30 protein-coding genes, 1 pseudogene and 1 riboswitch are annotated in these 26,260 nt (G+C 54.1%); of the genes and pseudogenes, 18 read left to right on the forward strand and 13 right to left on the reverse strand.

Translation table 11 applies throughout. The annotated features are described in order from the left end of the window. Positions 1–436 precede the first annotated feature (436 nt). From NQ492_RS05315 to NQ492_RS05340, 6 genes are all read left to right on the forward strand, one after another. Complete coding sequence (locus NQ492_RS05315) at positions 437–733, forward strand: hypothetical protein (protein WP_015546432.1); 297 nt, start codon at positions 437–439, stop codon at positions 731–733. Between the two features lie 196 nt (positions 734–929). Beyond that, on the forward strand, positions 930–1,259 hold the full coding sequence (locus tag NQ492_RS05320; protein WP_044054715.1) for a hypothetical protein: 330 nt from the start codon (positions 930–932) through the stop codon (positions 1,257–1,259). Positions 1,260–1,261: 2 nt separating this feature from the next. Continuing rightward, complete coding sequence (locus NQ492_RS05325) at positions 1,262–1,519, forward strand: hypothetical protein (protein ID WP_015546430.1); 258 nt, start codon at positions 1,262–1,264, stop codon at positions 1,517–1,519. Between the two features lie 809 nt (positions 1,520–2,328). Continuing rightward, the gene (locus tag NQ492_RS05330; protein WP_015546429.1) at positions 2,329–2,709 is read left to right on the forward strand and encodes a single-stranded DNA-binding protein; all 381 of its coding nucleotides are present in this window, start codon (positions 2,329–2,331) and stop codon (positions 2,707–2,709) included. 364 nt (positions 2,710–3,073) lie between these two features. Beyond that, positions 3,074–3,598 carry a hypothetical protein gene (locus tag NQ492_RS05335; RefSeq protein WP_015546428.1) on the forward strand — a complete coding sequence of 175 codons (525 nt, stop codon included), beginning with the start codon at positions 3,074–3,076 and terminating at the stop codon, positions 3,596–3,598. A gap of 435 nt (positions 3,599–4,033) precedes the next feature. Next, the gene (locus tag NQ492_RS05340) at positions 4,034–4,285 is read left to right on the forward strand and encodes an LPD11 domain-containing protein (RefSeq protein ID WP_044054714.1); all 252 of its coding nucleotides are present in this window, start codon (positions 4,034–4,036) and stop codon (positions 4,283–4,285) included. Between the two features lie 126 nt (positions 4,286–4,411). On the opposite strand, the gene NQ492_RS05345 is transcribed toward NQ492_RS05340, so the two are convergent. Both NQ492_RS05345 and NQ492_RS05350 read right to left on the reverse strand, forming a co-directional pair. Beyond that, a complete protein-coding gene (locus NQ492_RS05345) occupies positions 4,412–4,702 on the reverse strand; it encodes an HU family DNA-binding protein (RefSeq protein WP_015546426.1) in 291 nt (96 codons plus the stop codon). 289 nt (positions 4,703–4,991) lie between these two features. Further along, on the reverse strand, positions 4,992–5,621 hold the full coding sequence (locus NQ492_RS05350; RefSeq protein WP_015546425.1) for a recombinase family protein: 630 nt from the start codon (positions 5,619–5,621) through the stop codon (positions 4,992–4,994). A gap of 236 nt (positions 5,622–5,857) precedes the next feature. On the opposite strand from NQ492_RS05350, the gene NQ492_RS05355 reads away from it, so the two are divergent. The 7 genes from NQ492_RS05355 (at position 5,858) to NQ492_RS05385 (ending at position 12,379) form a co-directional block, all read left to right on the forward strand. Beyond that, entirely contained in the window at positions 5,858–6,907 is a 1,050-nt protein-coding gene (locus NQ492_RS05355; protein WP_044054079.1) for a hypothetical protein, read from the forward strand. Between the two features lie 12 nt (positions 6,908–6,919). Next, the gene (locus NQ492_RS05360) at positions 6,920–7,372 is read left to right on the forward strand and encodes a hypothetical protein (protein WP_083810180.1); all 453 of its coding nucleotides are present in this window, start codon (positions 6,920–6,922) and stop codon (positions 7,370–7,372) included. Positions 7,373–7,383: 11 nt separating this feature from the next. Continuing rightward, positions 7,384–7,779 (forward strand): hypothetical protein, encoded by a 396-nt coding sequence (locus tag NQ492_RS05365; protein WP_083810179.1) that lies wholly within the window; start codon positions 7,384–7,386, stop codon positions 7,777–7,779. Further along, positions 7,779–8,345, forward strand: coding sequence for a hypothetical protein (locus NQ492_RS05370; RefSeq protein ID WP_015546422.1), 567 nt, complete (start codon positions 7,779–7,781; stop codon positions 8,343–8,345). The genes NQ492_RS05365 and NQ492_RS05370 overlap by 1 nt, the downstream gene beginning before the upstream one ends. A gap of 11 nt (positions 8,346–8,356) precedes the next feature. Beyond that, positions 8,357–9,181: a hypothetical protein gene (locus tag NQ492_RS05375; RefSeq protein WP_015546421.1), complete on the forward strand. Its 825-nt coding sequence runs from the start codon at positions 8,357–8,359 to the stop codon at positions 9,179–9,181. A 217-nt stretch (positions 9,182–9,398) separates the two neighbouring features. After that, positions 9,399–10,853, forward strand: coding sequence for a MobV family relaxase (gene mobV / locus NQ492_RS05380; protein WP_015546420.1), 1,455 nt, complete (start codon positions 9,399–9,401; stop codon positions 10,851–10,853). Positions 10,854–10,906: 53 nt separating this feature from the next. Continuing rightward, the gene (locus tag NQ492_RS05385) at positions 10,907–12,379 is read left to right on the forward strand and encodes an OmpA family protein (RefSeq protein ID WP_015546419.1); all 1,473 of its coding nucleotides are present in this window, start codon (positions 10,907–10,909) and stop codon (positions 12,377–12,379) included. A gap of 425 nt (positions 12,380–12,804) precedes the next feature. Here the strand turns inward: NQ492_RS05385 and NQ492_RS05390 are convergent, their stop codons facing one another. The 7 genes from NQ492_RS05390 to NQ492_RS05420 all read right to left on the reverse strand — a co-directional run bounded on the left by NQ492_RS05390 (position 12,805) and on the right by NQ492_RS05420 (position 20,458). Then, positions 12,805–13,131 carry a cupin domain-containing protein gene (locus NQ492_RS05390; RefSeq protein ID WP_004328558.1) on the reverse strand — a complete coding sequence of 109 codons (327 nt, stop codon included), beginning with the start codon at positions 13,129–13,131 and terminating at the stop codon, positions 12,805–12,807. A 9-nt stretch (positions 13,132–13,140) separates the two neighbouring features. After that, positions 13,141–13,851 (reverse strand): aromatic aminobenezylarsenical efflux permease ArsG family transporter, encoded by a 711-nt coding sequence (locus NQ492_RS05395; protein ID WP_004328559.1) that lies wholly within the window; start codon positions 13,849–13,851, stop codon positions 13,141–13,143. 9 nt (positions 13,852–13,860) lie between these two features. After that, on the reverse strand, positions 13,861–14,283 hold the full coding sequence (locus NQ492_RS05400; RefSeq protein WP_004328560.1) for a nitrophenyl compound nitroreductase subunit ArsF family protein: 423 nt from the start codon (positions 14,281–14,283) through the stop codon (positions 13,861–13,863). A 21-nt stretch (positions 14,284–14,304) separates the two neighbouring features. Continuing rightward, positions 14,305–14,544 carry an MTH895/ArsE family thioredoxin-like protein gene (locus tag NQ492_RS05405; RefSeq protein WP_081443362.1) on the reverse strand — a complete coding sequence of 80 codons (240 nt, stop codon included), beginning with the start codon at positions 14,542–14,544 and terminating at the stop codon, positions 14,305–14,307. A gap of 44 nt (positions 14,545–14,588) precedes the next feature. Beyond that, positions 14,589–16,313 carry a DUF6850 family outer membrane beta-barrel protein gene (locus NQ492_RS05410; RefSeq protein WP_004328562.1) on the reverse strand — a complete coding sequence of 575 codons (1,725 nt, stop codon included), beginning with the start codon at positions 16,311–16,313 and terminating at the stop codon, positions 14,589–14,591. A 12-nt stretch (positions 16,314–16,325) separates the two neighbouring features. After that, positions 16,326–19,070: a TonB-dependent receptor gene (locus tag NQ492_RS05415; protein WP_015546416.1), complete on the reverse strand. Its 2,745-nt coding sequence runs from the start codon at positions 19,068–19,070 to the stop codon at positions 16,326–16,328. 131 nt (positions 19,071–19,201) lie between these two features. Further along, positions 19,202–20,458, reverse strand: a complete 1,257-nt coding sequence (locus NQ492_RS05420) for a DUF4876 domain-containing protein (RefSeq protein WP_004328564.1) — start codon at positions 20,456–20,458, stop codon at positions 19,202–19,204. Between the two features lie 786 nt (positions 20,459–21,244). Here NQ492_RS05420 and NQ492_RS05425 point away from each other — a divergent pair. Next, on the forward strand, positions 21,245–21,352 hold the full coding sequence (locus NQ492_RS05425; protein WP_229034976.1) for a DUF3791 domain-containing protein: 108 nt from the start codon (positions 21,245–21,247) through the stop codon (positions 21,350–21,352). A gap of 301 nt (positions 21,353–21,653) precedes the next feature. Here the strand turns inward: NQ492_RS05425 and NQ492_RS05430 are convergent, their stop codons facing one another. Both NQ492_RS05430 and NQ492_RS05435 read right to left on the reverse strand, forming a co-directional pair. Then, positions 21,654–21,836 carry a hypothetical protein gene (locus NQ492_RS05430; RefSeq protein ID WP_015546414.1) on the reverse strand — a complete coding sequence of 61 codons (183 nt, stop codon included), beginning with the start codon at positions 21,834–21,836 and terminating at the stop codon, positions 21,654–21,656. Between the two features lie 106 nt (positions 21,837–21,942). After that, the gene (locus NQ492_RS05435; protein WP_004328568.1) at positions 21,943–22,146 is read right to left on the reverse strand and encodes a hypothetical protein; all 204 of its coding nucleotides are present in this window, start codon (positions 22,144–22,146) and stop codon (positions 21,943–21,945) included. A 531-nt stretch (positions 22,147–22,677) separates the two neighbouring features. Between NQ492_RS05435 and NQ492_RS05440 the strand changes: the two genes are divergently transcribed. The 4 genes from NQ492_RS05440 to NQ492_RS05455 are packed head-to-tail and all read left to right on the forward strand — an operon-like array spanning position 22,678 to position 24,013. Beyond that, on the forward strand, positions 22,678–23,031 hold the full coding sequence (locus tag NQ492_RS05440) for a hypothetical protein (RefSeq protein WP_004328569.1): 354 nt from the start codon (positions 22,678–22,680) through the stop codon (positions 23,029–23,031). Next, positions 23,028–23,363: a hypothetical protein gene (locus NQ492_RS05445; protein WP_004328570.1), complete on the forward strand. Its 336-nt coding sequence runs from the start codon at positions 23,028–23,030 to the stop codon at positions 23,361–23,363. Before NQ492_RS05440 ends, NQ492_RS05445 begins: the two co-directional genes overlap by 4 nt. 5 nt (positions 23,364–23,368) lie before the next feature. Continuing rightward, positions 23,369–23,626 carry a hypothetical protein gene (locus NQ492_RS05450; RefSeq protein WP_040293444.1) on the forward strand — a complete coding sequence of 86 codons (258 nt, stop codon included), beginning with the start codon at positions 23,369–23,371 and terminating at the stop codon, positions 23,624–23,626. A gap of 15 nt (positions 23,627–23,641) precedes the next feature. Further along, positions 23,642–24,013, forward strand: coding sequence for a hypothetical protein (locus NQ492_RS05455; RefSeq protein ID WP_004328572.1), 372 nt, complete (start codon positions 23,642–23,644; stop codon positions 24,011–24,013). 284 nt (positions 24,014–24,297) lie between these two features. On the opposite strand, the gene NQ492_RS05460 is transcribed toward NQ492_RS05455, so the two are convergent. Together NQ492_RS05460 and NQ492_RS05465 are read right to left on the reverse strand one after the other, a co-directional pair. Continuing rightward, on the reverse strand, positions 24,298–24,645 hold the full coding sequence (locus tag NQ492_RS05460; RefSeq protein WP_229108417.1) for an ATP-binding protein: 348 nt from the start codon (positions 24,643–24,645) through the stop codon (positions 24,298–24,300). 47 nt (positions 24,646–24,692) lie between these two features. Beyond that, positions 24,693–25,109, reverse strand: a pseudogene (locus tag NQ492_RS05465) (TonB-dependent receptor); the annotation flags it as partial. Positions 25,110–25,147: 38 nt separating this feature from the next. Further along, positions 25,148–25,348, reverse strand: a riboswitch (cobalamin riboswitch). Positions 25,349–26,260: the final 912 nt, after the last annotated feature.

A 26,260-nucleotide genomic window follows, 5' to 3' on the forward strand; every position in this document is an offset into this window, starting at 1 on the left:
TATGGTTTGTTGTATATCTATTCAAGTTCTAAACTAAACCTTTTTCACAACGTCGAAATGACGGACATCGGCAACAAGAACGCTTATCTCTTTTTCTTTTGGCCAGCAACCTGCCTTTTGTACGTCGTTCCTGTTTAACGAACTCCCCGCTTTAGATCCTACCGTTGTATCTTTCTACATTTCCATCTTGCACATCAACTTTCGGTCTGTCTGATGAGAATTGTGTCGCAAAGGTATCTGTCATGTCTTTTTTTCTGCAAGGTCGGAGCCTGACGGTTCACGATAAAATCTCCACGCTCCGCTTCGCAGAGGTAGTATTTGATCGTGAAACCCTGCAAAAACAGCCATAACACCTTTTGAGGCGACATAATTTTCAATCAAGCCCGAAAGTAGCTGATGCTACATAAGGGAAAAAAGAAACTCAAAATTTAAGATTATGGCAGACTACGCAACGAATCTCTTCTTCGCAAGTACGGAGAACGAACGAGACCTCGACAAAGTAGAGGCTTTTTTGGACGACAATTTTGCCGATTGCTTCATCGAGCGTTCGGAAGACATGCTCGATGCACAATTCTCATCCCTTTGGGTTTACCCGGAAAAAGAAATAGACAAGCTGGTGGAATCGCTGGATGCCAAAGACGAGATTTACATCCGCATTCTGACATACGCACTCAAAGACGAGTACGTGAGTTTCCGGACATTCTCGCAGGGCACATGGAATATTAAGTTTTAATCTCAATGCACAGGCTATGTACGAATACGAAGAAAAGAGCGATATTATCGGCTCGCCTTGTTCGCTGATGAATCCTTACAAAGGTTATACGGAAGGTACAATCGTAGGCGATTATGGTAACACCGTAGTCGTCCGCCTGACCAGCGGGAAAGAGATTGTCGAGTTCCGTGATGAAGTGATTATCTATATTGAAGCAATGACACAGATAGCGATGAAATTCGTCCAATGGGACGTGCCCGAATTGGATGGCCTGAAAGACAGCAAGGTCTACAGGTTGCGAGAGCGCCTCAATAACGGCGACAAATTGACCCGTGAAGAGAAGAACTGGCTTACCCGAAACGTGTGGGAGTGTTGTCGTTTCAGGCGGGGGATTGCCTTGGGCGGCTACCTTTTCGATTTTTCGGACGTGCTGAAACGGTATTTTGTCAAGCAGTACGGGCACATAACGGAGTATTACGCCATCGACAAGACAGCCTTGCGTTCGATGCTGTACGGAAGAATTGAAGTTATTGTTGAAGTGCCGTAATTATGGAAGTAACGATAGAACACAGTTTTTGCCCTTATTGCGACGAAGCGATAGAGCTTTATTTTCGGATTGTGAACACGATTCTCTTCTCCACGCATGAAGACGATCTTCGGGCGGGCATGGAACACCTGAAGAACCAAACGCTGCTCGACGAGTATTTCGTCTACGGTTACGGGGCGCACCACCTCTGGGTCTGCCAGCGGCGGGCGAGCGATAAAAGCAAAATCTTCGAACACCGGATTCTGATTGCCCGGTTCTGATTGCCAGAAAAGCGGACTGAAATGGGTCCCGTTTCAGCCCGCTTTTCTTTGTCCGAGCGGCAAACGCTGGCACGATCCACTTTTTTATCCCGAATCGCTACACGCTTCAGGCATAACGCCTGCGACACGCAGCCGCTTCTGTCGGAACCGCCGTTTGTAATTCCTTCCGGCTGCGCCGTTCCCTTTTTTAGAACCCGTCCATTTGCTCGGGAGCGCCTTTCCCGTTTTGCCGGAGGGGTAGGCTCCCGCCGTTTTTCCTTTGCCTCCTTTTTTCCCTCCTTTCCCTCGCTATTCTGCCCAGATGGACCTGATGCGGCCGACACCGATGCTTCACGCACGCCTTTTACCCGGCCTTCGTTCGACGGCCCTTCCGCGGACGCAGTGCCAAGGTCAGTCCGGTGGCATACCATCTTTTGCCGCTTCCATGCCACCCGCGGTCGCTTCGCTTACCCCGCCTCGATGTTCTTCCCGGGTTCACGCCGGAACGTGCTGCACTCTTGCCGATGGGCGGTCGGGTCTTTTCAGATCCGCGAATGCCGCTGCTCCCTGTTTTCCCCGCCTTTTCCGCGACCGTTTTCTGTCGAAGTCGCCCCATCGTTTTTCGCTGCAAAGTTAGGGTGCCGACGGGCACGACCTGTCAGATCTTGACCAATGGCGTAGCGGCACAAATCTTCCTTTATCGAGCCTGCGGTTTGGGCCTGCGCCCCAAAATAAAGCGTATTTATGCGCTATCCTTGGTGCATCCCTCTGCTGCACCTACTTTTTAAGCACCGTAAAACTGATTTATTAACTTCTAAAAAACAATCGCAATGAAAAAGATCGAGAACAGTTTCGCAGTAACCGGATTCGTGGCAAAAGACGCTGAAATCCGCCAGTTCACCAACGCAAGCGTAGCCCGTTTCCCGCTGTCGGTAGCCCGTCAGGAGAAGAACGGCGAGGATACCAAGCGCGTGTCGGCGTTCGTCAACATGGAAGCGTGGCGTAAGAACGAGAATGCCGACTCGTTCGACGTGCTGACCAAAGGCACGCTGCTTACCGTGGAAGGCTACTTCAAGCCCGAAGAGTGGGCCGACAAGGACGGCGTGCTGCACAACCGCATCGTGATGGTCGCCGTCAGGTTCTACCCGGCCGTCGAAAAGGAGGAAGAACCTGCGGAGCCGGCAAAGACAACGAAAAAGGGCAAGAAGTAAATCCTGCCTTATCCCGACAAAGCGGCCTTCGGGCCGCTTTTATTTTGCTCATTGCGGTGTCGGTATTGCTATCACTCATTTCTGCCCTTTCTCCGACGTCATTGATTTCCCTGTGCGAAGTTAAGCCGGGCGGGAACCAGCAAGGCGCGTTCCATTTGCGGTTGACGGCCATCGACTCGCAGGCTCGCTCAGGCATGTTCAACCCAAATGCAATCGTCTGTGACTTTCCGCTTCCTCCTTGCCTTGTTCCCTTCTTTCCGGCTTGGAGTTTTGCACGTGAAATTAAATCCCCGTCGGACGAGGTGGAAACCTCCGAAGAGAGGGATGAAAAAGCAAGCCAAACGAACATTAAAATTCAGGAAGTATGAAAAAACAGATGATTTGGTCGAGCATGGACATGCTGGACGACGAGGCAAGAGAGCAGTACCAGGAATTGCAACGGGAGGTGCAGGAAGACGACACGTACACGGTCAGCGACGCCGAGTGGGCGGACGTGGTGTCCGGCTCCCTGACCGATGAACGCTTGAATCTGGATAAAAAAATCGAAGGCGTTATCATCGCGTTCGCCTCGGTGGGCACATGGAGAGGACCGCGGCAAGGGTACCAAATTCTGGGCAGCAACATTGCCGACATCCTGTACTCCCAATGCGACGACGCGGAGTGGTACGGAGACAGCTACAATATCCGGGGGCGCATGATACATCATGACGGCATGAATTACGCTTTGTACCGCATCGCCAAAGATAGAAGCGAGGCGGAACGCATCGCCGACAAGATCTATAGCGGAGAAATCGACGAAGTCGGTTTTCGCAAGAGAACACGTTCCCTCTATCCGTATGTCGCCGATATTTACGGCTGGAAGATCAGGCGCCGCAAGTTGCACGCTTGAAAGTGGCACACGTGACCTTGAAATACCGCAACCGTCCGAAGGATGTGTTGCGGTATTTTGCACTCAAATCGGGGCCATCCTCTTATACCAAACAGTCTGTCTTACGCTGTCCCGACGGCCCGGCTACCCATTCATTGCGCATACGCCTTTCCCTTTTCTATCCGCTTCGCCTTGTACCCGGTTCGCAAGCCGCTTGTTTATTCTGCGAAATTGATTGCCGGCTGCCGGCCCTGTCAAGGACCGCTTTTGGCTGGCTGGCGGAAAATCTTCCTCCCCGGACTAAACGGCGAGTGTATTTTCCGCATCCTCCTTGCCTGGCCCGGCCGTCAATCCCGCAGGCAGAAAAACAATCGGCCTTCGGTACAGGACTACCGGAGGGGAAAAAGAGAAATTTAAATCTTTATAGACATGAACGGAATGAACAAGACAGAAGGAATGACGGTAGAGGAGGTAATGCGCCGGGACAAGAGATTCAGATACATGTTGCTGGCGCGGCTGCAATCGGACTGCGAGTATTACCTCGGTTTCGGTAACAGGAGTACCGGCCGCTTGTGGGCCGGCGATGAAGCGCGGCAAATCGAGTGGATGACCCGACTTTACGACGGTTTTCCTGAAGACGAAAAACCCCGGTGGCTGACCCGTGAGGAGATTGCGGAGTATGCCAACCGGATGCTTGTGGACCGATGAACCCGAAGAGCGAGGCGGCGTAAGGGCTGTCTACCAAAAAACGCAACCGCCGTTGACAGGCGGTTGCGTTTTTCATTGTCCGACGGGGCCGAATGATACCATGCTACCCCTGACAGGACCAGCGTTTTATCCTTTTTTATTCCCCTCTTTTACTGCCTCCAGAAATACTTTGGATGGCTTGAAGGCGGGGATGGAATGGGCTGGAATAACCATCGTCGTGTTCTTCGTGATGTTGCGAGCCACTTTTTCGGCCCTCTCTTTGACGATGAAACTGCCGAACCCCCGCAAGAACACATCTTCTCCGGCGATCATCGTCTCCTTTATGTTTCTCATAAATGCTTCCACAACGGCCTCCGCTGCCGTTTTTTCTACCCCGGTCTGATGTGTGATCAGGGCAACTAACTCGGCTTTTGTCATTTCAGTTCTTGTTTTATGTGAGTTTTATGCGATAACGATATTGTCTTTTCCATGAGATGCGGCATGCGATTCCGCAGTCTAACGGTCGCGCTGATAGTCGCTTTTGCCGAATCCTCCGAGCAGAACCCTCACGATGCCGCAGAATAGATAGAATCCTGCCAATACGATAATAATATCTAACATAGCTTCCGAATTAAAGATTATACCCCATATAAAGATATGCAAAATCGGCGAAAAAGCAATACAGGGTGGCGTTCCCTTCTGTTTTCCCCCGTGTGCCGCCGGTCGGTTATTTTGTCTCGTCCTGTTGCTTTTTGACACGCGGGCCGCTGGTTCTGCCGCGGTTGAGATATACGCCGTATTTGTTGAGTACGCGCCATATTGAGCTTTTGCTGTTAAAGCCGCTCACCTCCCAGATGTCGTCGATCGAATAGCCGTTGTTGTACATATCCACGATGGTTTTTTCCCGTTCCGCCCTCGACATGGCCTTCTTCGTTACCGGTGGCTTGATGGTTTGTTGCAGTTGCATGATATGGCTGGACGACTTGCGTAACACGGCTACCTCTTCGGGCAGGGCCCCGAACATCTCCAGTACCTGGGCTGCCGTTGTATCGGGAAACAGTTCGCCCAGGGTGTCGATTTTGTCGTGGATGGATACCAGGCGCACCACCTTGATCCGGCACAGCTCGACGAGTGCGGCCAGCCCGCGCAAGTCGCGCACGGCGTTGCTGAATTTGGCCACTACCAGTTCGTCGCCTCTGCCGAGGCTTGCCATGAGTTGTTTCCACTGCGGCCGGAGCGCCTCGTGGGCGCACTCTTCCTCGACCACCTGTACACACCCGTATTGTCGCATCCATTCTTTGTCCGCATCGAGCGCGTCATAGGAATTAGCCTTGAATATGTAACCCACCTTTGCCATATCTCTATACACTGTTTAGGATAACGGACACAAAGATAAGATTTTAATTCGATAAAATCATATTCAGAGTTGAAATCCTCTGAAATCATACTCTAAAATTACTCTTTATTGCACTTGTTTTCATTGATAATCATATTGTTGAATATGATATTTGTTTTTATGTAAAATATGATTCCTATTTGCTATCTTATTGAAAATAATATATAGATTTGCGGCTAATGATATGAATTTGGGATATGAAAAATAGAAAATCATATTCAAGATGTCCGGCGCTTTTAGCCGTATTGACCGTCTGTTCGACCGTCTTGTTCCTGTTCTCTTCGTGCGGGAGCGGAAACGGCAAACCGTCGTCCGTGGGCTCGGACGATCCTGCCGACACCTACCGCGGGTACCTGTCCGAAATACGGCGCTTGGACCACCTGACGGCCAAAAAACTGGCGGGACACCTTAAACGGTGGCAGACCGTAAAGGATTCCGTTTTTGCACGCCTGCGACGGGACACGCTCGGCCTGCCTGGTTCCGATGCCTGTAAGGTGTGCGAGGGGATACACGATTCGCTCCGCATCGAGTTCTCCCGTCTGGCCTTGTCGGGGCCACGCACTTACGGGGAGCTGCTCATGCTCAAGGAGCGGCTCTCGCCCTACGCCGCGGACGAGGAGCTGCGCCGCGCGGCCGAAACGGTTCGCCCGTTTTTCGCCTCTCTGGACGGCCATCCGGCCTGTCGTGACGACAGGCGACAGGTGCTTTCGACCTACCGGGCGCTGCTCGCCGAAAGCATCCGCGACGGCATCCACAGCCGCGATGACCTGACCGCCTACATCGCAAGAGAAGATGCCGTCTTTCGGGGCTTCCTCACGCATCTGCACGAGCTCGGAAGCTCGGACGTGGCCGACATCGCATGCGATACCGAACGCTGCTGCTCGCAGGTCTTCCTCGCCGCCGGGCGCGGCGAGATCGCCTGGCGGGATGCCATGCTCTTTCTGGCGATGCGCACGGGCCGCCGGCTGATACAGAACGCCCATACCTGCATCGACGACATCCGGAACCGGCGGGTCAAAACGCCGCAGCAGGCGTGTGCCTACATCTGGATGCTCCTCCAGCCCTATGCTTCCATGGACGGCCTTTGCCTCGCGCTGCTCTCTCCGCAAGAGCGCGAGCGCCTCGACGAGATCGCCGCGCAGACCTCGGCCGCGTTCGAGGCGTTGGGCTCAATTCTGCAATCGACGGGCGACCGACAAGACGAATTGCCCGGAATGCTCATGGAGGCATTTATTCACACGCTGTAAACCTCATTCGCAATGAATATGCTACGACACTTTTATAACGACTTCATGGCGCTCGTTCCGCTGCAACTGCCGCAGTTGATCGACGTGACGACGATGGAAAAGCCGCAGTTCTACGGCGATTACGTGCTGCTTACCTTCCCGCTCCGGGACTCTTACGACCTGGAGGAGGTCATGGATATGTTCGAGGATGACATGGAGCTCATCACGCTCTACCACCATATCCCCATGCGTGTCGGCGAGTTCGGCTATAGTACGTGCGCCTATTCCAATCCCGCCTTCGGACAGATGTTCAAGATGAACGCCCGGACGGAAGAGGACGGCAAGGTGCATGTCGTCGTCGCCACCGTTTACGATTCGCTGGAGCTGATGTACGGCGATCTGTGCCTCGACCTCGAACTCCATGCCCGCAGCGGCACGTTCAAGTACAAGAAGATCAAGGAGGAAGTACTGATGGATTTCCTGTAAACGACCGAGCCATGCGAAACACGTTGTACCGACAGATGGTCTACTGGATCAACATGTACCGAACATGGATAAAGGTTGCCGACGATAACCTCTACAAGGAGCATATCATTTCAAGAAGCGACCGTACCGATTACGTCGTTTCCCGCACGCTGGTGCTCCGGGCGTTCAAAGCGAACGGTCAGTACGCCGAGGGTACGACCTGGGAGATCCCCGAACACGAACTGGACAGGGCGCTGGCCACCCACCGCAAGCAGGACGCTTCGTTCCGGCAGCGCATCAAGAAGGCGGCCATGTACCTTTCCCCCGCGGATGCCGAGGCCATTATCCGCTTGGCGACCTACGGTATTGTCCGCCTGGAACTCGTGATACCGCCCGTTCCCGTGCGTGAAAAACCCTACTACCTATGATGTGGATTGCCGTACACCTCGCCTTTGCCGCACTGCCTTTTGTGCTTACAGCGGCATTGTATAGCAGGAAGCGCCGCTTTCCGGCAGGAGAGGGCGACGCCCGGGCACGCGACGCCAAGGCCCGTAAATTCTACGCGCAGCTCTTGCTCGTCCTGCTGCTCCTGTACCACTATGCCTATACGAACGGACACCCCAGCGGCTTCGGCGTCCTGCTCTCTACCGGAGCGTGTGCCGCATTGTTCTCCTCCCGGCGGACGGACCGGTGGCTGCGCGGTTTGTCCGGCCGGCCGCGGGCCTTTGCCGAGCTCGCGCTCGCGGCCGTGGCTATCGGCTTCGTGCCCGGTCTGTACCCCGTGGCCGTTACTGCCGCCTACTGCCTTTTGGCAGCTCTGTTCTATCCCTCCGCTCGGGCCATGTCCGAATGCGACGGCAAGGAGGTGGAGCCCGGACGGGCGGAGCCTCCCGCAACATCTGCCGTGCCCCATCGCTACGATCATCGCGCAGGGTTGCCGCATGATGCGGACGGCGGCAGCTCCGACATATCCGCACACGATTATCATCAATAATATCGACGAATATGGAAAACAAGAAAAGAATGCCGGCCACGGTGCTGGCACAAATGGAGGTTTTCGACTACCTCAAGGAAAAAGTCGGCGAACGAAAGACGAGAACGGAAGCCTACTGCGACCTGTTGGACAAGGCGATGGCAGGATTCGTCTCTTCGTATTTGAGGCGCCAGGATTATGAACTCCGGCCCTGCCAGTGCCATGTTACCGTTTCCGACCTGGCTGTGGAGTGGCGCTGGCACCGCGCTACCGTCCGTTCCTTTCTGGACACGCTGGAGTCGTTTGGTCTGCTGACGCGCATCCGTCTTCCCAAGAGCGTGGTCATTACCATGGCCGTGCAGTCCGGACAGCCTGCTCCGGCGGACGATGTACAGTCCGTATCCGGCCTTGCCGCGCAACTGCGGGAGGTACTGTCCGATTGGGTGGTCGGCTATGCGGACTCCTCCGCGACCGGCTCGGCGTGCGGACAGCTCGTCCGTAGCGCGATGACCGCATCCGGCGTCCGCGTCGATCCGGATAAGGCGTCGAAAGACGACGATCCGCTGGCGGTCGGAATCCATGCGACGGCTATGGGGTGTATCGCCCTGGCTGCCATGCAGCGCGTGCTGCGCCGGTCGAGGTTCGACGATCGTCTGGAGTTCATGGATTTCTTCCGTCTCGATCTCGGCGGGGAGTGGTCGTCGCTCATCGAGACCTCCAAGGTGCTTGCGGGGCTCATTCTCGATGCCGAAGCGGACGGGACGACCACAGAGCCGGACGCAACGCAAGAGGGCCTCAAATCGTTCCGCAAGTCCTTTCTGGCGCTTGCGGCACACGTACTGGAGGAGGCGGATTGACCCGAAGGCCGGAAACGGAGTTTGTATAACCCCGACAATCCGCCCCTGTTCCGGCCAGGCATTCTGCCGGTTGTAGCGGGCACGCGGGCTTGCCCGCCTGCCACCAAACGAAGGGTGGGGTAGCTCAATACCCCTACCGGCTGACGCCGGCGGGAGCGGTGTCCGGACAAGCAGCAAGCTGGGACACGGCGGATTGTCCGAATCAACGCGAAAAAGTATGGCAAAAGCAAAACAGGTACTCGATGTCCGGGTATCGAAAGGCATCACGACATCGCAGAGCAACGAACATCAGCGCCGTTGGACGGAGAAGGGATGGGAACAGGCGCTCGAAAAGGGCAATTACGACCCCAGCCGGGAACATCTGAACTTCGAGATCGTGTCCGGCAAGGTCCGTCCCGTCGACAAAAGCCGCAGTATTCCTGAACGGATGGCTGAAATATTGGACCGGCGCGGGATCAAGGACCCCAACGAGGGGCTGGACGAACCGAAATACCGCACGGTGGTCAATATCATCTTCGGCGGTTCCCGGGACCGCATGCGCGAACTGGCGTTCGGTTCGCAGAAGGTAAATTTCGATAAGGGGGCGGACAATTCCGACGTCGAGCGGAAGCGCGACATCGAACGCTGGGCGAAGGATGTCTATGCGTTTGTCAGCGGCAGATACGGCGAGCAGAACATCGCCGCCTTCATTGTACACCTCGATGAAATAAACCCGCATGTACACTGTACGCTGCTGCCGATCAAAGACGGCCGCTTTGCATACAAGGAGATATTCGCCGGAAAGGACAAGTACGAGTTCAGCCAGCGGATGAAACAGCTTCATACAGATTTTTTCACCGAAGTCAATACGAAGTGGGGGATGTCGCGGGGACGGAGCGTTTCCGAAACGGGCGCCCGGCATCTCACGACCGAGGAGTACCGCCGTATGCTTTCGGAGGAGTGTACGACCTTTGAGGAGAATATCGATCGCCATCGAAAGGTGCTTTTCTCCATCCAGTCGGACATCCGGCTGGCAGAGCGCCGGGTCAAGGGACTTACCACGATGGTCGATAACCTCGAAAAGTCGAAGGCTGAAAAGCAGGCGCAGCTATCGGCAGCCGAACGCGATCTGGCAGCCAACAGCGACGATGCGGCGGAGCTGGAGATGCTGATCGAGTCGTTGCAAAAGGAGCTGCAAGGTATCGACAGACAACTGGCCGACAAGCAGGGTAAACTACAGGCAGCCGACCGGCAACTCGCCGACCTCAAAGAGAACATGGATGCCGTCCAGCAACGCACGGAGGAGCTCCGGGCGGAAGCCTACCGGTACTCGCGAGATGTCCACTCCAAAGTGGACACGCTGCTCAAAGACGCCCTGCTGGAAGGTCTGGTCGGCGAATACCGGAACCTGTCGGCACGGCTGGACGCTCCGCAGCGGCAACTGTTCGACGACACGCTCGTACAGGCAATCGCGGAACAGGGCGCGGAGGTCATGCACTGCGCGACGATGCTCTTCCTCGGGATGGTCGACGATGCCACTACATTTGCCGAAACGCACGGCGGCGGAAGTGGCGGAAGCGACCTTAAGTGGGGGCGCGACGAAGACGAGGACAACCGCGCATGGGCACTCCGCTGCATGAGGATGGCCAGCCGCATGATGCGCCCGGCCATCGGCAAAAAGCCCAAGCGATAAACGGCATCATCTCCCGCAACGAATGAAAGTATAACAGGTAAAACGATTGGATAATGACAAAACGCATCATCTTTATCTTCGCGGCGCTCTGCTCGTTGCAGGCCCGCGCGAGTGTCCGGCCCGCACAGGCTGACACTGTACGGTACACATCCTTCACCGATGCCGCAGAGCTGCTCCAGCCGGTGCAGCCCACCCATCTCGACGGCGTGATTCTTCCGATGCGCGGAAGCGGCAACTGGTTTGTCGGTATCGCCGGAGGCTCGACCGCCTTTCTCGGTACGCTGCTCGGCTGCGAGGACCTGTTCGGACGCATCGAAACATCGTACAGCCTCGCCGTCGGCAAGTGGTTCACGCCCTCGGTCGGCGCACGGATCAATTACAGCGGATCGCGCTTCAAGGACGCCCGGTTGTCCACACAGAGGTACCACTATGTCCATGCGGATCTGCTGTGGAATGTTCTCGGCCGCGGGTATGCCCGGCAGGAGCAGGTGCGCTGGGGGCTCGTTCCCTTTGCGGGCATCGGCCTGCTGCATCATGCTACGAACGGGCACAACCCGTTTGCGGTCTCCTACGGCGTACAGGGGCAGTACCGCATCTCCCGAAGGGTAAGCGCCGTCGCGGAACTCTCCGGCACGACCACCTTTCAGGACTTCGACGGCTACGGCCGCGCCAATCGTTTGGGCGACCACATGCTGTCGCTGACCGCCGGATTCACGTTCCATATCGGCAAGACCGGCTGGAAGCGGGCCGTGGACGCTGCACCCTATATCCGCCGCAGCGAACGGCTTGCGGAGTATGTGGATTTCCTGTCGGAGGAGAACCGACGCTATGCGGGCCGGCACGACTGCGACCGGCGGACGCTGGCCGAGCTGAAGAAGATACTGGAGATCGAGGGCCTGCTCGACGCTTACGGGCATATCCTGCAAGAGGACGGCGAGGTCGGCAAAGATTACCCTGTGAACAATTACAGCGGGCTGAACTCGCTGCGTGCGCGGCTGAAGAACCGGCAGTGGGACGGAACGTCGCCCCTCGATACGACGGAGGTTCGGCCCGGCGGCGGGTCGGTTTCCGTGCGTGTGGAGGCCGGTAGTGCGAATTCCCGGTACGGGTGTAATGCCCGCCGCGACTCCCTTACTGCGGATTCCGTCGCTTTCCGGCCGGCCGGCGGCGAATGTATCGGCGCTCCCGTCTATTTCTTTTTCAGCCTCAATACGGCCCGTTTGACAGACCCCTCCCAGTTGGTCAATCTCGACGAACTGGTACGAGTTGCAACGAAATACGGTCTGACGGTGAAGGTTACGGGAGCGGCCGACAGTGCGACCGGAACAGTCGGTATCAACGACGCCCTGAGTGTTTCGAGAGCAGACTATATAGCCTCGGAGCTGAACAAGCGGGGATTACCGTCCGACAGGATCACCAAGACCGGTGAAGGCGGCATTTCCGATTACGTTCCTACGGAAGCCAACCGGCACTCGAAGGTAGAACTGTTCTTCGACAAATTGGAAAAAACGGAGATTCATCCGTAAGCGGATAAAAAAGAGAGTATCGATGTCGATACTCTCTTTTTTAGTAGATGTTGTATTCCGGATTCTTTAAGCAGGATATCAGTTGCCCGGTTTGAGATTTTTGTCGTAATCCCAGAAGAATTTTGCCTGTATAGGGGTGTTGTGGACCACTTTCAACTTGCCGCTATTCAGGCTGTGGATTACTTTTCTATCTTCTTCCGTCAACTTGAAATCAAATTGTATAAGAATAAAGCAATGAATTTTAACCTATTTCAGAGCAGGGATTCAAGGCGTTTCTTCTCGAGAGTCTCGGTCCTTCCGGAATTGAAATATATTTTCATCTGTCGATTGCGGGACGGAGTAGTCCCGGCTGTTATTTTGCTGTCTGAATAAATACGCCCTTTTCCTGTTCTGCAGGGACAGAAAAAGGGCGCAGGAATAAAGGTTTATCCCTTGATCATAATAAGCAGCATCTTGAATGCCTTCACGGCATGTACCGAATGGGGTACGTTTGCCGGCATGATGAGCATCTGACCCTCCGTAAGACGATAAACGTCCTCTGCGATGTGAATTTCCGCCTCCCCGTCCAGTATCTGACATACGGCGTCGAAAGGCGCGGTATGCTCGCTCAGTTGCTGTCCCTCGTCGAACGAGAAAAGCGTGAGGTTACCCGCCCGGTTATGGATGAACTCTTGACTTACGATACTGCCTTCGGCATACTCGATTTTTTCTTTGGGCGAAAACGGCCCTTTCATCAATTCCAATTTTTTCATCTCGATACATTAAATGTAATAAATCACAAAATAATAAATCCCTGCCAAAATGAACGCGACCGCAACGATCAGGTTCAACCATTTCTGGAACTGGTTTACCCGGTTGTAGAATCGCCCCAGGCTCGACATGCCGAAGGCTACGATCCAGGCGATGAGCACCACCAGAATTCCCGAGGCCACGGCGAATACAACCGGATAGAGGTAGCCTCCCGGCTCCAGCGCCGCCATCGGCAACAGCATACCGAAATAAAATACGCCGCTGATGGGACAAAAGGCCAGCGCGAACAGCAGCCCCAGCACGAACGCTCCGAAACTGCCCCGCAGACGCTTGCTGCTCTCCGAAGCTCGGAAACCGAACTTGCCGAAAGGGAACTTACTGCCCAGCAGCAGGAATACCCCATAGACGATCAGCGTCGGAGCGAGAATGTACCCGCCATAGTCGCTGACGAGGCTCTGAACAAAAAACGTGCTGGCCCCTTTCTTCAAAACGGGAATACAGATCAGTCCCAGCACCGTATAGGATACGATGCGCCCCAGAGTATAGAACAGTCCGTTTGCGAACACACGCCTGCCGCCGCTCATATCCCGGCCGATGTATCCGAGGACCATGACGTTGGTCGTGAAAGTACAGGGACTCACCGATGTCAGTATACCCAGCAGGAACGCCGTGAGAACCGGCAGATTGCAATTATCGAGTAAAGAATTTACGAATTGCTCCATCGCACGGGCTTATTCTTTCAACAGCTTCCCGATATCTTCGGCCAACTGCTTGCGGAACTTTTCGGTATTCGTCCGTGCATTTTCGATGGCGAACTTGGAAATGTTACGGACCGTTTCCTTATCACCGGCATCGTGACGGATCAGCAACAGCGAAGTCCAGGCTATCTCATATTTCTTGGCTTCGTCCTTGCCTTCGGGTTTCGAAAAATCCACGACCCGGTAAGAGACGTTCTTCCCGTCGGCGGCAAGTTCCTCCGCCACCTCCTGCGAATTTTTCTTGATAGCCTGACAGGTCTGGCACTGTTTCACTCCATGGAACACGACGACCTCTACGGCCGGTTTGTCGTGCTTCGCCTCGTTTTGAGCCCGGACAACTCCGTTGCCGAACATGAGGGCTGCCAGAAGAGGCAGCATGATTTTTACGGTTTTCATTTTTCGTCTTCTTTTAATTGGTTATCGATACTTTTTCAATATTTCCTTGATTTCGTCCACCGACAGGTCGCGGCCGAAGGATACGGCCTTTTCGTCGATGATGAGCGCCGGCATCTGCAGCACCTCGTACTGCAATGCCTTCGTGATGTCGTGAATGAACTCCACCTCCAGATCCAACCCCAGTTCGTCGACTGCGATCCGGGCGTTGTCGTACATCTGGCTGCATGAAGAGCATCCTCCTCCCAATACTTTTATTTCCATTTCTTCCGTGTTTATGTGTATGAATTGAATTTGATTGTTTTCTGTTAAAAAACGGTGAACAGCGACACCCGGAACCAGACCGAGTCGTGCCGGTCCGGCGTCCGGCTGATCGTATGCTGCGACGTCGATGGTACGGCCTGCTCGTAGCGGGAAAGATCGTAGACGGCCTCCGGAATACGGTTGCCCCGTCCGCAAAGCATCTGCCCCCGCAGACCGAACGTTCCGAACCGGAAATGCCTTGCCACGGTCAGTTCCGCCGTATACAGCTCCGCCGTATTGGCATAGTAGGCATAAGTCGTGAACGCATGCTGGAATTCCGTGTTTTTTTCCAGGTCGACTCCGACCTCATAGCGGCTCTCGGGAACTGTCCGGTGGCTCCAGCAACCGCGCAACTCCACATCGAACTTCTCCCCGGAATACCGGGCTCCGATTCCGAGGGAGGGGGTCAGCAACACGTTGCGGATCAGGTAATCGTGGTCCTTGTAGGTCTCCTCGCGCATCATATAGCCGACGCCTCCGAGCAGCGACACGGTATAGTGCCGTCCCAGAAAACGGGAAACCTTGAGTTCCGCACTTCCGTCCAGACGCTTCATCCCATAGCGGTTCTGTTCTCCGATCTTGCGGAAATCGTACACGTCCACACCGTCCTGAGACGACGAAATATAACGTTCGAAGATATTTTCCGTTCCCTTTTTATCCTCATAAGCGGCCTTCACCAAAAATTCCGCTCCCCACCGACGGTCATTCCACAATATGCCCAGATCGGCATCGAAAGTATTGGCCGGAGCCCGGTAGAGATTCACCTTATAATTGTTCTCTTCCGTCTTCATCGTTTCACGGCCGTATCCCAGCAACAGATTCAGGCGCAACGCCCGCGAAGGGTCGGAATTGAACGTCAGATTCACGCCGTAAGCGTTGATATGCTGCCGTTGTTCCATGGAATTGAAAATCGGGCTGAAAATGTAGTCGAACATACCGAACCCGTATTCGATGAAGAAACCGGCGAACTGTCCGGTCCGGAAGTGTTTGACATCCGCATGCTGGCGATGGTGCATGAATTCCGCGTTCAGGGCTATGACATGGCGGCGGAATGCATAGGCGGCACCGGCCTTGAACGTAAGCCACGTGGAGATATCCTCTATACGGGGATCGTTCTGGCGGAATGCGAAATCGCCCGTATATTCCCCCGACATGCCCAGATCGAACCGCCCGAGCCGGAACGAGTACCCGCACATCAGATCGTACTTTTCATAACGGAAGTCGCCGCCCGTCGAATCGGCAACAATGTAAGGCCAGTACAGTCCGGGATTGCGCAGTGCGCTCCAACCGACGTTGTCGTTTCCTCCTGCCGTAAATCCGATCCGGGCGAAGAACGTCGCCCGGTCGCCCTGCTTGTATCCGTCCGCCCGGACAGAAAAATCGCGGAACTCCTGCCCCTCGTAAGGCAGATAATCCCCTTCCTGTCGTCCGGAAGCCCCGTCCGCAGCGATGAAGATCGTACCGGGCTTCTCTCTGACGAACCCGGGATTTTCGGCCGAAAAGTAGCGCCGCTCGCCGACCATGCGGTGTATCAGGGCCGGATTTCTCAGATAAGCGTCCCGCATGTCCGTCCCGGGCCGCAACGAACGGTTCTCGAACTCGGTCTGCAACGGGGAATTCGACGCCGTCGAGGTCAGCCTCTCCTGCCCCCTGACGGAAGGAACGCTACACAGGCTGCATAGGAGCGCAGCGACGATTCCCGGTGTGAAATATGTGTGTCTTAAAGGCATCCTCAGTGTATATTAAAAACTGAATGTCATCTCGGCCCCGAAGAACGATTTCTGCCATACGCGCACGTTCTGGTTGTAGCGGTTCTTATACAGGGGATTGATGTCCAGAATATTGTTCACGAAAAACGAGGCGCGTATCATCCGGCTGAACTCTTTGGTCACCTTGAAATTAACCGTCAGCGATACGGGCAGCGTTTCGCTGAAATCCTCCTTATAGATATGATAGTGCCGCCACACCGTATGTCCGTCCTTAATCGACTGCAGTATCCGGTCGTCCACGGTATGCATCCGACCGTCCGTATCGAAATAGGCGGAAGGGTATTCATCTCCCTTGATACGCATCTCTTCATTCAGCCAGATGAACTGGAAGAAGGTAGTGAAAATCATTTTATAGCGCGGAATATTCGTGTTGAACCAAAGGTTCGTATTGAAAATCCGCTGGCGGGTGATATCCTGACGCCGGTAAATTCCCACGTACGGTTGCGGACGGTCGTCGTCCCTGAAGGCAGGATGGTACTGCAACGGAGCGCCCGAAGAGTAACGCGTATCATAATATGCGCCGTTGATCTCCACCGTCGTGGACAGAGGGATGATTTTCGGGAAGCGCAGCAGGTACTCCAGACCTTTTTTCTCGACCTTCATGCTGTTGCGTACGATGTCCATATCCACGAACGTGGCATACGGGTCCGCCACATAATCCTCCTTTTCCGGCCGGCGGCCGACGATCGGCTGTCCGTCGATCGGATCGACATAGCGTGTGTAACGTACGGGAGAATACTCGGCGACGCTTTCGAATCCCCGGTCGGAGTGCTCCTTGAAAAAAGTCAGGGACAGGGAGTAGCCTTCGTATTCCACATCCCATCCCGCTTCGTATTTTGTATTCCGGTTCGGACGCAGGCTATTGTTCGTGACATCGTAGATTTTCGTATAGGTGATCAGATGGTTGAACGGATCGTCCTGCTTGGTATAAGCGTTCAACACGATCATATCTTTGTAGACCCTGTCCGGGTAGATGTAATCGAGCGTAGGCAGCTTGTTCTCCTGTCCGAACCCGAAGCGGAACATATTGCGTAACGATTTGCCGCCGGCAAGATCGATATTGAACGACAACGCCGCATTGATACGGGGTTCGACCTGCAACTTTCTCAATTCGGTATATTTCGTGTCTAAATTGAACATCTGCGTAAACCGGACCCCGGCGTTCAGCTCGAAATCGAACCAGCGGTTCGAATGCTTCAGTTGTTCTTCCGCATAGGCTGCGCCGACCGACAGTGCGGGAATGCTTCGGTTGGGCACCGGACGCACGTATTCGTTGTTCCCCGGATAGGGCGGCCGGGTCATGTCGACCATAACGCCCTCCCCATAGTTCTTGGTCCGCTTCCATGAAAGACCGTATATCACCTTGTGGCGGAAAGAACGCGTCTCGAAAAGAGATTCGGCATTCAGTTGCGTAAGCAGCGACAACGGCTTGTTCTCGATCTGGAAGGGACTGTAATAGGTAGAAGGAAGGTATATGCCCTCCGATTCGCCCTCCTCTGTCGCCAGCGGGGACGGAAGCGGCGTCCCGGTCTGCACGAGGCGATTGCGGTCTATCAGGTCGTAGGTATAGTCCGCCGAAGCGATGAACTCGACATTATCGACGATCTTCCCCAGATCGTACATTTGCGCCTTGAATGAAGCGCCGGTCCTCGAATACTTGTTTCGGAACGACTCGTTGTAATCCTGCGTCAGCTCGTCCTCCTTAGCCTGGTTCAGCGTATAGACCTCGGACAGTTTGAAAAAGAGGAATAGCGTCTTGTCCCCCACATCGACGGAATTGTTATAGGTGACCTGGCCCGTCAGGCGGCTGTATTTGCTCATAGGGTCGCGGCGGTCGTCGTAAACCGAAGTATAGTCGATTCCGGTATGCAGATAACCCATCTTCGGCGAAATGCGGAACCCCTTGCCCAGATAGATCAGCTTGGTAAGCGGATCGACCTTCATGCGAAGCTGTGCGGGAGTAATGCCTATCTTCGAGGTCGTCTGAATGACGCCCGACGAGAGGTTTCCCAGTTTGGCCGAGGAAATGCCCTTGACGATCTCTATTTTGCGGATATGGTCGGTCGAAAGCGTTTTCAGATCGATGCCCCTGTTCATGCCGAGCCGGTCGCTGTATTCGTCGGTAGACAACCCCGGGATAGAAGCCCGAAAGCCGTCGTTATCCTGAGGGATGCCGTCCATGACGACTGCCATACCCAGCGACGTATTGTCGTCGCTGCCCGACTGACGCAGCGATATGCGGTTGAAACCGGTGGCACTCGACTCCCGGAACAATCCGCCCGGGATCAACGACAGCACGTCGGCTACCGACGTGGGCTGGATATGCTCCAACGCCTGTTGGTTGATGACGGCCGTAGAGCCTTGGTTTTTCTTATAATCCGCCATGACGACCACCTCCGCGAGCTCGTACGATTGTTCTTCGAGTACGATCACCAAGGGTTCCGGGCTACCGGCCTTCACCTTGACCTCCTTGTCGACATGGTTCAGGTACGAAACATTCAACGTATATTCCGTTCCCTTCGTTCCCGTAAACCGAAACTTTCCCTCGAGGTCCGTCGAGACTCCCGTTCCGAGTTCGGCGATGAACATCGTGGCGAAACTCAGCGGCTTGCCGTCCGAGTCCCGGACGACACCCTCCACAGTGGCTTTATCCGTCTGCGCGAAGAGTGCGGAGCATAGACCCGATATAAAAAAGGCTATGAATATCAGTTTCTTCATTTATCCCCTCGTCATTCCATTCCGGTCTCCGTATACGGACCTGCCCCGTTATCTGGGACCGGAATTACAGAATTGTCAGAGCACCCCCGGGAGTTTCCCGGACGAGCCCTGACAAATCCATTCTCCGGTGATTATTCGTTTCTCCAGCCTTCCGGGTAACCCTTGAAGTCGCTGCGGTGTTCGATCTTCACATCCACGCTCGAATCGTTGGTATCCTGGAACTTCCCGTCGGTACCTTTCACGCGGTACATGAACGTGTTGTGGTGACAGCCTTCGATCGTAGCCTGGACATAGCTTTTGTCGACGGTCACAGGCAGCGACTTGGAAGTGTAATTACCCCAGTAAGGAGTGGTTGCAGAGGTCGTTTCGATGGCATCCACGATCAGGTTCGTAGGAACCTTGTAACCCTGATATTCCTGAATGGCGGCATCCTTTTTCGGACGGTCGTTGTAGGTAAACCCGTTCTGGCTCTTGAACGAACTCCACTCGATACCGCTGGCGTCGAACAGGAACAGCGGACGGATACCATAAGGATGCATCCATGCCGTGACGCCGCCCGGCATGCTGTTGGCGACTTTCGTCAGGTTGGGAACTTTCGGATTGTCCACGGCCGAACCGGACATGGCTGCGTCGTTATCGGCGAGTTCGAAATCGGCACCCGAAAGGTCGACCGGAATGCCGGTGTCTTTCTCCGGATTGGGCGTGTAGCTTTCCGTGTGGTTCTGCGCCTGCGAAGCGATGACGTAAACTTCGCCCGGTGCGAGTGTATAATTCTGTCCGGCCGGTATCTGGTAAATATTGGCAGCCACCACGTAATCCGGCAGAAGCGAGGTCAGGTCCGAGCATGGCAGCGTATTCATATTCGAAGCCTGTGCGAGTGCCAGTCCGCTGACGTTGATCTCACGGTCCGAATTGTTCGCAATGACGATATACTGGTCGGGGTGCATCATCGTGCCGCCGTAGGTGCCGCCGTTATAGAACAGCTCGGAAAGAACGATGCCGTCCATATTGCCCGTATAGTGTACCGAGAGGTTCTCCACGTCGACGCTTACCGTGGTACTCTGGCCGTATTGCGCCATACCCGTCGTACCGAAATATTCCTTGCCGTTCTCCTTGCCGCGGATCTCGATTCCGTAACTGCCGATATCGAGGTTGAATGTCGCGGAACCGGAGGCATCCAGAGATTCCGTCATGGTCTTCCCGTCACGCTCCGAGGATACGGTTACGGTGAACTGAGAATAGTCCGAAACCTTGTCCTCCGTAGTCGGAGCAACAGCCTGAACTTTCAGGTCGATCTTCCCTGACGGTCCGTCATCATCCTTGCTGCAAGAGGCGAAGGCCAGCAGGGTTGCGGCCACCGTCATTAGTTTGATTGTAAAATGTTTCATATTTTAACGATTATATTTGAAAAGGTTAAACGGTCGGAAAATAAGATTAGGTGTTTTTTTATTCGACTGCAAATTTACAGCAATCTCCCCCCCCCTCGCAATCCCCACATTTTGGTATTTTGGATTGAGATTATAATCCATAAATGGTATCCGAAGACAGTGCTGTCAGAGGAATGTGCGGGAAAGAGATATGCGAAATATTATTCGAAGTGTCCGATCTGTATTTTCTCTATTCTCCCGAAGGGCCGGATAGGGTAAAGGAAGTCGTTTCGATATATAATATCGGAAGGAAGAACGGTAAAACGGAATGCCATCGTCTAACCGGGGAGAGTGCTCATTTTATCCCTATACTGCAAATCCGGCAGAATCATGAACTGTCAGTTGCGCCATATCCCGTATTCGGGGCGTAAAAGCAAACATTTCCTGCGGATCTCTGAAATTACGTTCCGGCGGAAATATCTCCTGCGGCCATTTCTAAGCCTCACGCGCTCCGCTCCGTTTCTATACCTGCCGAACGCTGTTTTTACTTTTTTAAGCTAAATTTTTGCCGCATAGTTTCCAAAATAGGCAACTTTGGATTTTCTTTGTGAAATCGAGAGACTATGAATATGGAAATCAACAATATCGGAGTTTTGATCCGCCGTGAACGGACCCGTTGCAGAATGACACAGGAGAAACTGGGCGAAAGAGTCGGCGTCGGTGTGCTTGCAGGTGGCGGTTCCCGTAGACCGGCGCTTAATCGGTTACATTGTGGCCAATATAGGCGAATTTGCACGTACGCATGGCATGACGGTGCGCGAAGCCGGCAACTACCTGAACCGCTACAAGGGGTTGGACTTTCTCGCCGAACACTACGAGGCTGAGCACCTGTCGGCGACAGCGTACAGGATTTGACCCGTGTGTGTTACAATAACGGCGGAGGTATGAGATGAAACTCTACCACGGATCGAACACTGAAGATGGGCCGGATTATGTAATCCGGTAGTATGATGAAAGAAAGGTCGAAAAACTGGATGAACAATTCGCGGAATGCGTAAAGTGGCGGATAGCCGTTCGTATCTTTTCCCGTCTTTTTCCGCTGTTTGCGGTTCGGTTGCTTTTGTAGGTCCGTAAATCGTTCCGGCTATGGGGTAGGGGGACCGCAAACCGTCCGAATATCCTGCTTCGGACGATTTGCGTTGATGAATATATCTTGTTATTCCGCCAAGAGTGCGGTATTGGCCATATCGCGCACGATCACGCCTTCGTCGAACACCTCGTAGGCGAATACCCAGTCTTTTTCGAATACGGCGCAGTGGTAACCCAGTGTCCGCCACTTTTTGAAACGGCACAAGGGATGATCGACCCGTTTCGCAAAATCCATGACGAACTGTTCCATCCTGCGGATTCGCTTTTCAGTCGCTTCTTCAGACAGGTGTAATTCGTTTATGAGATAATCGTTTACCTCTTTAATCTTACCCCACAGATGTTCGGATACGATAACCTCACGCATGGTCGAAATGCTCTTTAGCCTGTCGGCTCATTTCGTCGAAAAATTCAGCGGCAGGACGGCCATTGCATTCTGCCACGGCTTCCCGGAACCCCTTCTTTTTTTTCTCGTCCATGACAGTCACGCTCTTGTGTCCCCGGATCAGCTCCAGCAGCCACTTTCCTTCGGGCGTATTGTCTTCGATCATTATATGTGTCATAGCGGTCAGGTATTTAATTCGTCGTAAGGCTATCCTCTTGTTCGGCAAAGATAATAAATTCCGGGATATAACCGAAAAGTCCGTATCGCCGGCGTATCCCTTGATACCTATATAACGAATCCCGTACCGGAAACGGTATGCACGTTCGTATCTTTTCCTGCTGTTTGCGCCCCCGGTTGCTTTTATAGCTCACCCTGTGGACGGCTTGGACCGCCGCCCCTTCCGTTTATATACCTGCCGGACGACGCCCGATATACCGAGTATAACCCTCTCGTTGTCTCGACTTTCGCCGCCGGGTTCGTTTTCGTGTGCAAAGGTACGGTGGACGAACACGGTTCAAGGACCGCTGCCGTTACCTGTAATGAAATTTGACGCAAACTTTCCGGAATCCGGGATTCCGGCCTTTCATAAAATTTCCTTCCGTTTCCTTGCCCGTCGTTCTCGCATCCCCCGTCCGACTCCGCACGTGAAAACATCCCCTTCGGGCGAAGTCGGAAGACATCGAACGGAGGGAAAGAAAAAACGGAAACGATGACAACAACAGAACAGATTACCAATGTGGCCACTGCTTTGGGCTGGAGTGTGGAAACGGACGCCAGTCGTCCCGGCTTCACGGAGTTCGAGTTCCGGCAGTACACGCCCGCAGGACAGGACTTCGGCTTCAGCGTCGAAATGCGGAACGGCGATCCCGACAGCCTCCTGCAAGAGCTGGAAAAGTATTACGAGGCTTACGACTCCGACTATGAAGCCTATCTGTGGATCGGCACGGACGGGCACGGCAAGAACGGCGCCCCTTACCACATCAAAGACATCGTGAGCGATATGGAAGCGGCCGAGGCAATGATCGACACGCTTTATGAAACCCTGAAAACAGCATTGAAATGAGTACGAAACGAAGTTACAAAGCGGAATTTCTGCGTTGGAAGGCAGAAGTGGAGAAAAAACACGGCAAGATGATTTACGACCGTCTTTCGGAGGTCATCGACACGGACGACGACCTGGCCGTCGGCGACACGGTTCTCTTTACAAACGATTATGGAGTGACGTTCGGCCCCCACGAAGTGCTGGGGTTTTGCCGTCCGGACAGTTTCCTTTGTCCGCACCGTTACCCCGAGGACGAGGATTGCGGCATCGTCTTTTCAGACAACGACGCCTATTGGTTCCCCGACCGCCCCGGCCAACTGACGTTGGTACAGAAAGGAGGTGCCGACGTATGAAAGCGATGACGGACGGGGCGATCCTCGCACGGCTCTGCGGCAATGTGACCGCAGGCCGTTTCGACTGGCGCAAATACTGTACTCCGCAGACCTATTTCGGTCGTGAAGTTTGCGTCACGCCGCTGCTCTGTTCCTACGGACAGATAGGCTATGCCGTTCATTTCCCTTATTCCGATATGCCGGAAGTGGAGTACGACTGGGAACTGAACAGCCTTACCATCGACGGCGAGGAGTGGCGAATTTATTTACAGAACACACGATAACGGACAAATTGGATTATGGCACAGAGTTTTTATACCAAATGGCAATATGTCTTCCTTGCGGACGCAGGGTGTTATGTCTCGAGAGAATACCGGAATTTCCAGACGGCGCTCGTCCGTGAAATATCCAAATATGCCAAAGCCGTGGATGCGGCGGTCGTAGCCAAGACCAAGGGGCATTACTTTACGAGCTGTTTTGTCGAGCGCAACGGCAAATTCGTTTACATAAACCATTCCTCCGGATTGTCCCGGAGGATTGGCTCGGTCAGAATAGAACTCGATTCGTTCCTGATCCGCACGGCCCGGCATGCCGAGGACTATACCGGCGGCACCAATCAATATTGCGATCTGTTGCGGTTGCAGTCCATGATCGACCGACTGCTGGCCTGACGCTCCTTCCGGTTCCGGCCCGTCAGGCCGTGACGGCAGACAGACGCGCGGGGAGCGGTTTATGCACAAGCCGCTCCCCGTCCCTTTTTTCTCTGGTCGCCATCCTTTTGTATTCCGCCCAAAAACCTCGAATCGTAGAAAAACGACAAAAACAACCCGTATTTGCATTGGAAAAGCGGCAGGAGGGGCCGGCAAGCCGGCCGACAGCCTCTTGTACCGTGGTGGATACCGATAGTCCGTACCGTCCGTTTTTCCCTGCGGGACAGGAAACGCCGTCCCCTGTTTTATCCGATCGCCTCGGCCACAATATCTTCCAGCAGGAACGGGATCACGCCCACATACATGACGCCATCCTCATCCGTCCACGGCTTGCTGTTGCCGTCCAGCACGACGATCTTGCGGAAGAAGTCGCCGGTGTTTCTCAAAGAGAAGGTTTCCTGTGCCTTCTTTTCCGGCGTGTCTACGTGTAATGCCGACTGGATATACAGTTTGTCATTGCCCACGTTGACCACGAAGTCGATCTTGTATTGCGACGAGCGGCGTCGGCCCTCTATGATTCGCGTCAGTTCTACTATTCCCACGTCTACCGAATATCCCCTGCGGATCAAATCGTTGTAAATCATATTTTCCATCAGGTGCGAACGTTCCTGTTGGCGGAAATTCAACCGCACATTTCTCATTTCTGCCCGTTGTAGAGCGTCACCGACTCCATGTTGTCGAGCGAGAAGCGCCCCAAATCGACCGTGCCGTTTTGAGCGTTGCCCAGTTCGATACCGTCGTAGAAGACCCCGACGTGGTTGGTGCCCATGCTGCGGATGTTCACCGTTTTCAAGCCGCCGACGCCTCCGTAGTCCTTGATCTGGATGCCCGAGAAGTAACGCAGCGCGTCGGCCACGTTGTGCGAATTGAGCCGCTGGAGGCGTTCGCCCGAGAGCTCCTGCACGGGAATCACCTCGCGCCGGACGACGCGGCCCGTCACGACGACCTCCCTGATATGGTAGAGGCTATCCTGGGGCGTCTGTCCGTATGCCTCCGGCACGCACCCTCCCGCCAGTCCCAGGGGAAACAAAAGATATTTATAAAATCCGACAAGCATTTATAAAGCAATCCAACCGACCGGTCCTCGGGTGCGGTTAAATCCATAAATCGTTGGCAGGTCTTCTGACTGACTCCTCATCCGAACTCCTTCCCGGCACGAAACGGCCAGTGGTACAGATTGCCCGGATGATTGGCGGAGCTTCACAGCAGCGGGTCTGTCCGGGAATTTCACCCGGTTCCCTTTTAATCCCCCGACTCGGAAAAAGTCGCTTGGGAACCAATCGGCCGCAAAAATAGTATATATCCCCCGAAAGTTCCAAATTTCCCCCCCCCAAAAAAAATTTCATAAACTTCGACGGGTGGCCGTCAGACCTTTGGAGGCAGACTCCTATCTGCTCTGCATGCGAACGACGCATGCAACTTGCTCTCGAACGGAAAATATATGACGCTGCCTTCACCTCGGGAGACCTTTCGTCTACGGGGTGTTTTCTACCGCATGTTCGAAGACCGTGTCCAGGCGCTTCCGGTACGGTGACTTTCTGCTCCCCGTGGGGCGGCGAGCCGGTACGGGGCGCCTGACGCAGCTTCTGGAGAAGGTGGAGGTCTTGGAATTCGTTAAGCAATAGCGATCTCGAAGCTACGGGTATCCCTGAACCTGAAGATCGACTTCGCGCCGTCGCCGCGGTCGGGCTGTGAAAGCTATTGCAGCCGAACTGCGGGAGTGGGATAGGGCAGGCGTTCGGGGAATATCCTGTTTTGGGCTTGGGGACGTAAGCTGTATCTTGCATTTCAATGCGTTTAGAAAGTTCATCTACACCGCTTGTTGAGTCTTTGCTATTATTTTCTTGATTGTCCGACTTCGGAGGGGCGATTGCTCTCTGTCAGGGCAAGGCTTTTGAGAGTAACTCAAAATGGAGCTGGTACGGCTGAAAATCCCGAATTATGGAAAAGCGGCAAATGTGTGCGAATAATTCTTGGAAAAACGGCATGAATACCCTATATTCGTATTGGAAAAACGGCAAACAGGGCCATGTAGGTCAGCCGACAGCCTTAATATAAGTCAGTTATGCTCAAGAGGAAGATAGACGACTACATCCGGAATTATTATGGGAGTACCTTTGGGTTTCAATATCTTGCAAAAAGGGGCAAGATGATTGATTTTTAGATTTTTATGTTTCGAACCAAATAAGAAACATAACGTTTAGAGAG

Origin of the sequence: Alistipes shahii WAL 8301, assembly GCF_025145845.1 — a bacterium.
In the GTDB taxonomy this organism is placed as follows: Bacteria; Bacteroidota; Bacteroidia; order Bacteroidales; family Rikenellaceae; genus Alistipes; species Alistipes shahii.

Bases quoted from the DNA above. Each gene is read 5' to 3' on its own strand.
- NQ492_RS05460 (WP_229108417.1), bottom strand. From the start codon at position 24,645: ATGGAAAATATGATTTACAACGATTTGATCCGCAGGGGATATTCGGTA.
- NQ492_RS05375 (WP_015546421.1), top strand. From the start codon at position 8,357: ATGGAAAACAAGAAAAGAATGCCGGCCACGGTGCTGGCACAAATGGAG.
- NQ492_RS05425 (WP_229034976.1), top strand. From the start codon at position 21,245: ATGACGGTGCGCGAAGCCGGCAACTACCTGAACCGCTACAAGGGGTTG.
- NQ492_RS05360 (WP_083810180.1), top strand. From the start codon at position 6,920: ATGAATATGCTACGACACTTTTATAACGACTTCATGGCGCTCGTTCCG.
- NQ492_RS05395 (WP_004328559.1), bottom strand. From the start codon at position 13,851: ATGGAGCAATTCGTAAATTCTTTACTCGATAATTGCAATCTGCCGGTT.
- NQ492_RS05345 (WP_015546426.1), bottom strand. From the start codon at position 4,702: ATGACAAAAGCCGAGTTAGTTGCCCTGATCACACATCAGACCGGGGTA.
- NQ492_RS05390 (WP_004328558.1), bottom strand. From the start codon at position 13,131: ATGAAAAAATTGGAATTGATGAAAGGGCCGTTTTCGCCCAAAGAAAAA.
- NQ492_RS05420 (WP_004328564.1), bottom strand. From the start codon at position 20,458: ATGAAACATTTTACAATCAAACTAATGACGGTGGCCGCAACCCTGCTG.
- NQ492_RS05340 (WP_044054714.1), top strand. From the start codon at position 4,034: ATGACGGTAGAGGAGGTAATGCGCCGGGACAAGAGATTCAGATACATG.
- NQ492_RS05410 (WP_004328562.1), bottom strand. From the start codon at position 16,313: ATGCCTTTAAGACACACATATTTCACACCGGGAATCGTCGCTGCGCTC.
- NQ492_RS05325 (WP_015546430.1), top strand. From the start codon at position 1,262: ATGGAAGTAACGATAGAACACAGTTTTTGCCCTTATTGCGACGAAGCG.
- NQ492_RS05400 (WP_004328560.1), bottom strand. From the start codon at position 14,283: ATGAAAACCGTAAAAATCATGCTGCCTCTTCTGGCAGCCCTCATGTTC.
- NQ492_RS05365 (WP_083810179.1), top strand. From the start codon at position 7,384: ATGCGAAACACGTTGTACCGACAGATGGTCTACTGGATCAACATGTAC.
- NQ492_RS05355 (WP_044054079.1), top strand. From the start codon at position 5,858: ATGAAAAATAGAAAATCATATTCAAGATGTCCGGCGCTTTTAGCCGTA.
- NQ492_RS05385 (WP_015546419.1), top strand. From the start codon at position 10,907: ATGACAAAACGCATCATCTTTATCTTCGCGGCGCTCTGCTCGTTGCAG.
- NQ492_RS05445 (WP_004328570.1), top strand. From the start codon at position 23,028: ATGAGTACGAAACGAAGTTACAAAGCGGAATTTCTGCGTTGGAAGGCA.
- NQ492_RS05350 (WP_015546425.1), bottom strand. From the start codon at position 5,621: ATGGCAAAGGTGGGTTACATATTCAAGGCTAATTCCTATGACGCGCTC.
- NQ492_RS05455 (WP_004328572.1), top strand. From the start codon at position 23,642: ATGGCACAGAGTTTTTATACCAAATGGCAATATGTCTTCCTTGCGGAC.
- NQ492_RS05320 (WP_044054715.1), top strand. From the start codon at position 930: ATGACACAGATAGCGATGAAATTCGTCCAATGGGACGTGCCCGAATTG.
- NQ492_RS05330 (WP_015546429.1), top strand. From the start codon at position 2,329: ATGAAAAAGATCGAGAACAGTTTCGCAGTAACCGGATTCGTGGCAAAA.
- NQ492_RS05435 (WP_004328568.1), bottom strand. From the start codon at position 22,146: ATGACACATATAATGATCGAAGACAATACGCCCGAAGGAAAGTGGCTG.
- NQ492_RS05440 (WP_004328569.1), top strand. From the start codon at position 22,678: ATGACAACAACAGAACAGATTACCAATGTGGCCACTGCTTTGGGCTGG.
- mobV (WP_015546420.1), top strand. From the start codon at position 9,399: ATGGCAAAAGCAAAACAGGTACTCGATGTCCGGGTATCGAAAGGCATC.
- NQ492_RS05415 (WP_015546416.1), bottom strand. From the start codon at position 19,070: ATGAAGAAACTGATATTCATAGCCTTTTTTATATCGGGTCTATGCTCC.
- NQ492_RS05450 (WP_040293444.1), top strand. From the start codon at position 23,369: ATGACGGACGGGGCGATCCTCGCACGGCTCTGCGGCAATGTGACCGCA.
- NQ492_RS05335 (WP_015546428.1), top strand. From the start codon at position 3,074: ATGAAAAAACAGATGATTTGGTCGAGCATGGACATGCTGGACGACGAG.
- NQ492_RS05315 (WP_015546432.1), top strand. From the start codon at position 437: ATGGCAGACTACGCAACGAATCTCTTCTTCGCAAGTACGGAGAACGAA.
- NQ492_RS05370 (WP_015546422.1), top strand. From the start codon at position 7,779: ATGTGGATTGCCGTACACCTCGCCTTTGCCGCACTGCCTTTTGTGCTT.
- NQ492_RS05405 (WP_081443362.1), bottom strand. From the start codon at position 14,544: ATGGAAATAAAAGTATTGGGAGGAGGATGCTCTTCATGCAGCCAGATG.
- NQ492_RS05430 (WP_015546414.1), bottom strand. From the start codon at position 21,836: ATGGAACAGTTCGTCATGGATTTTGCGAAACGGGTCGATCATCCCTTG.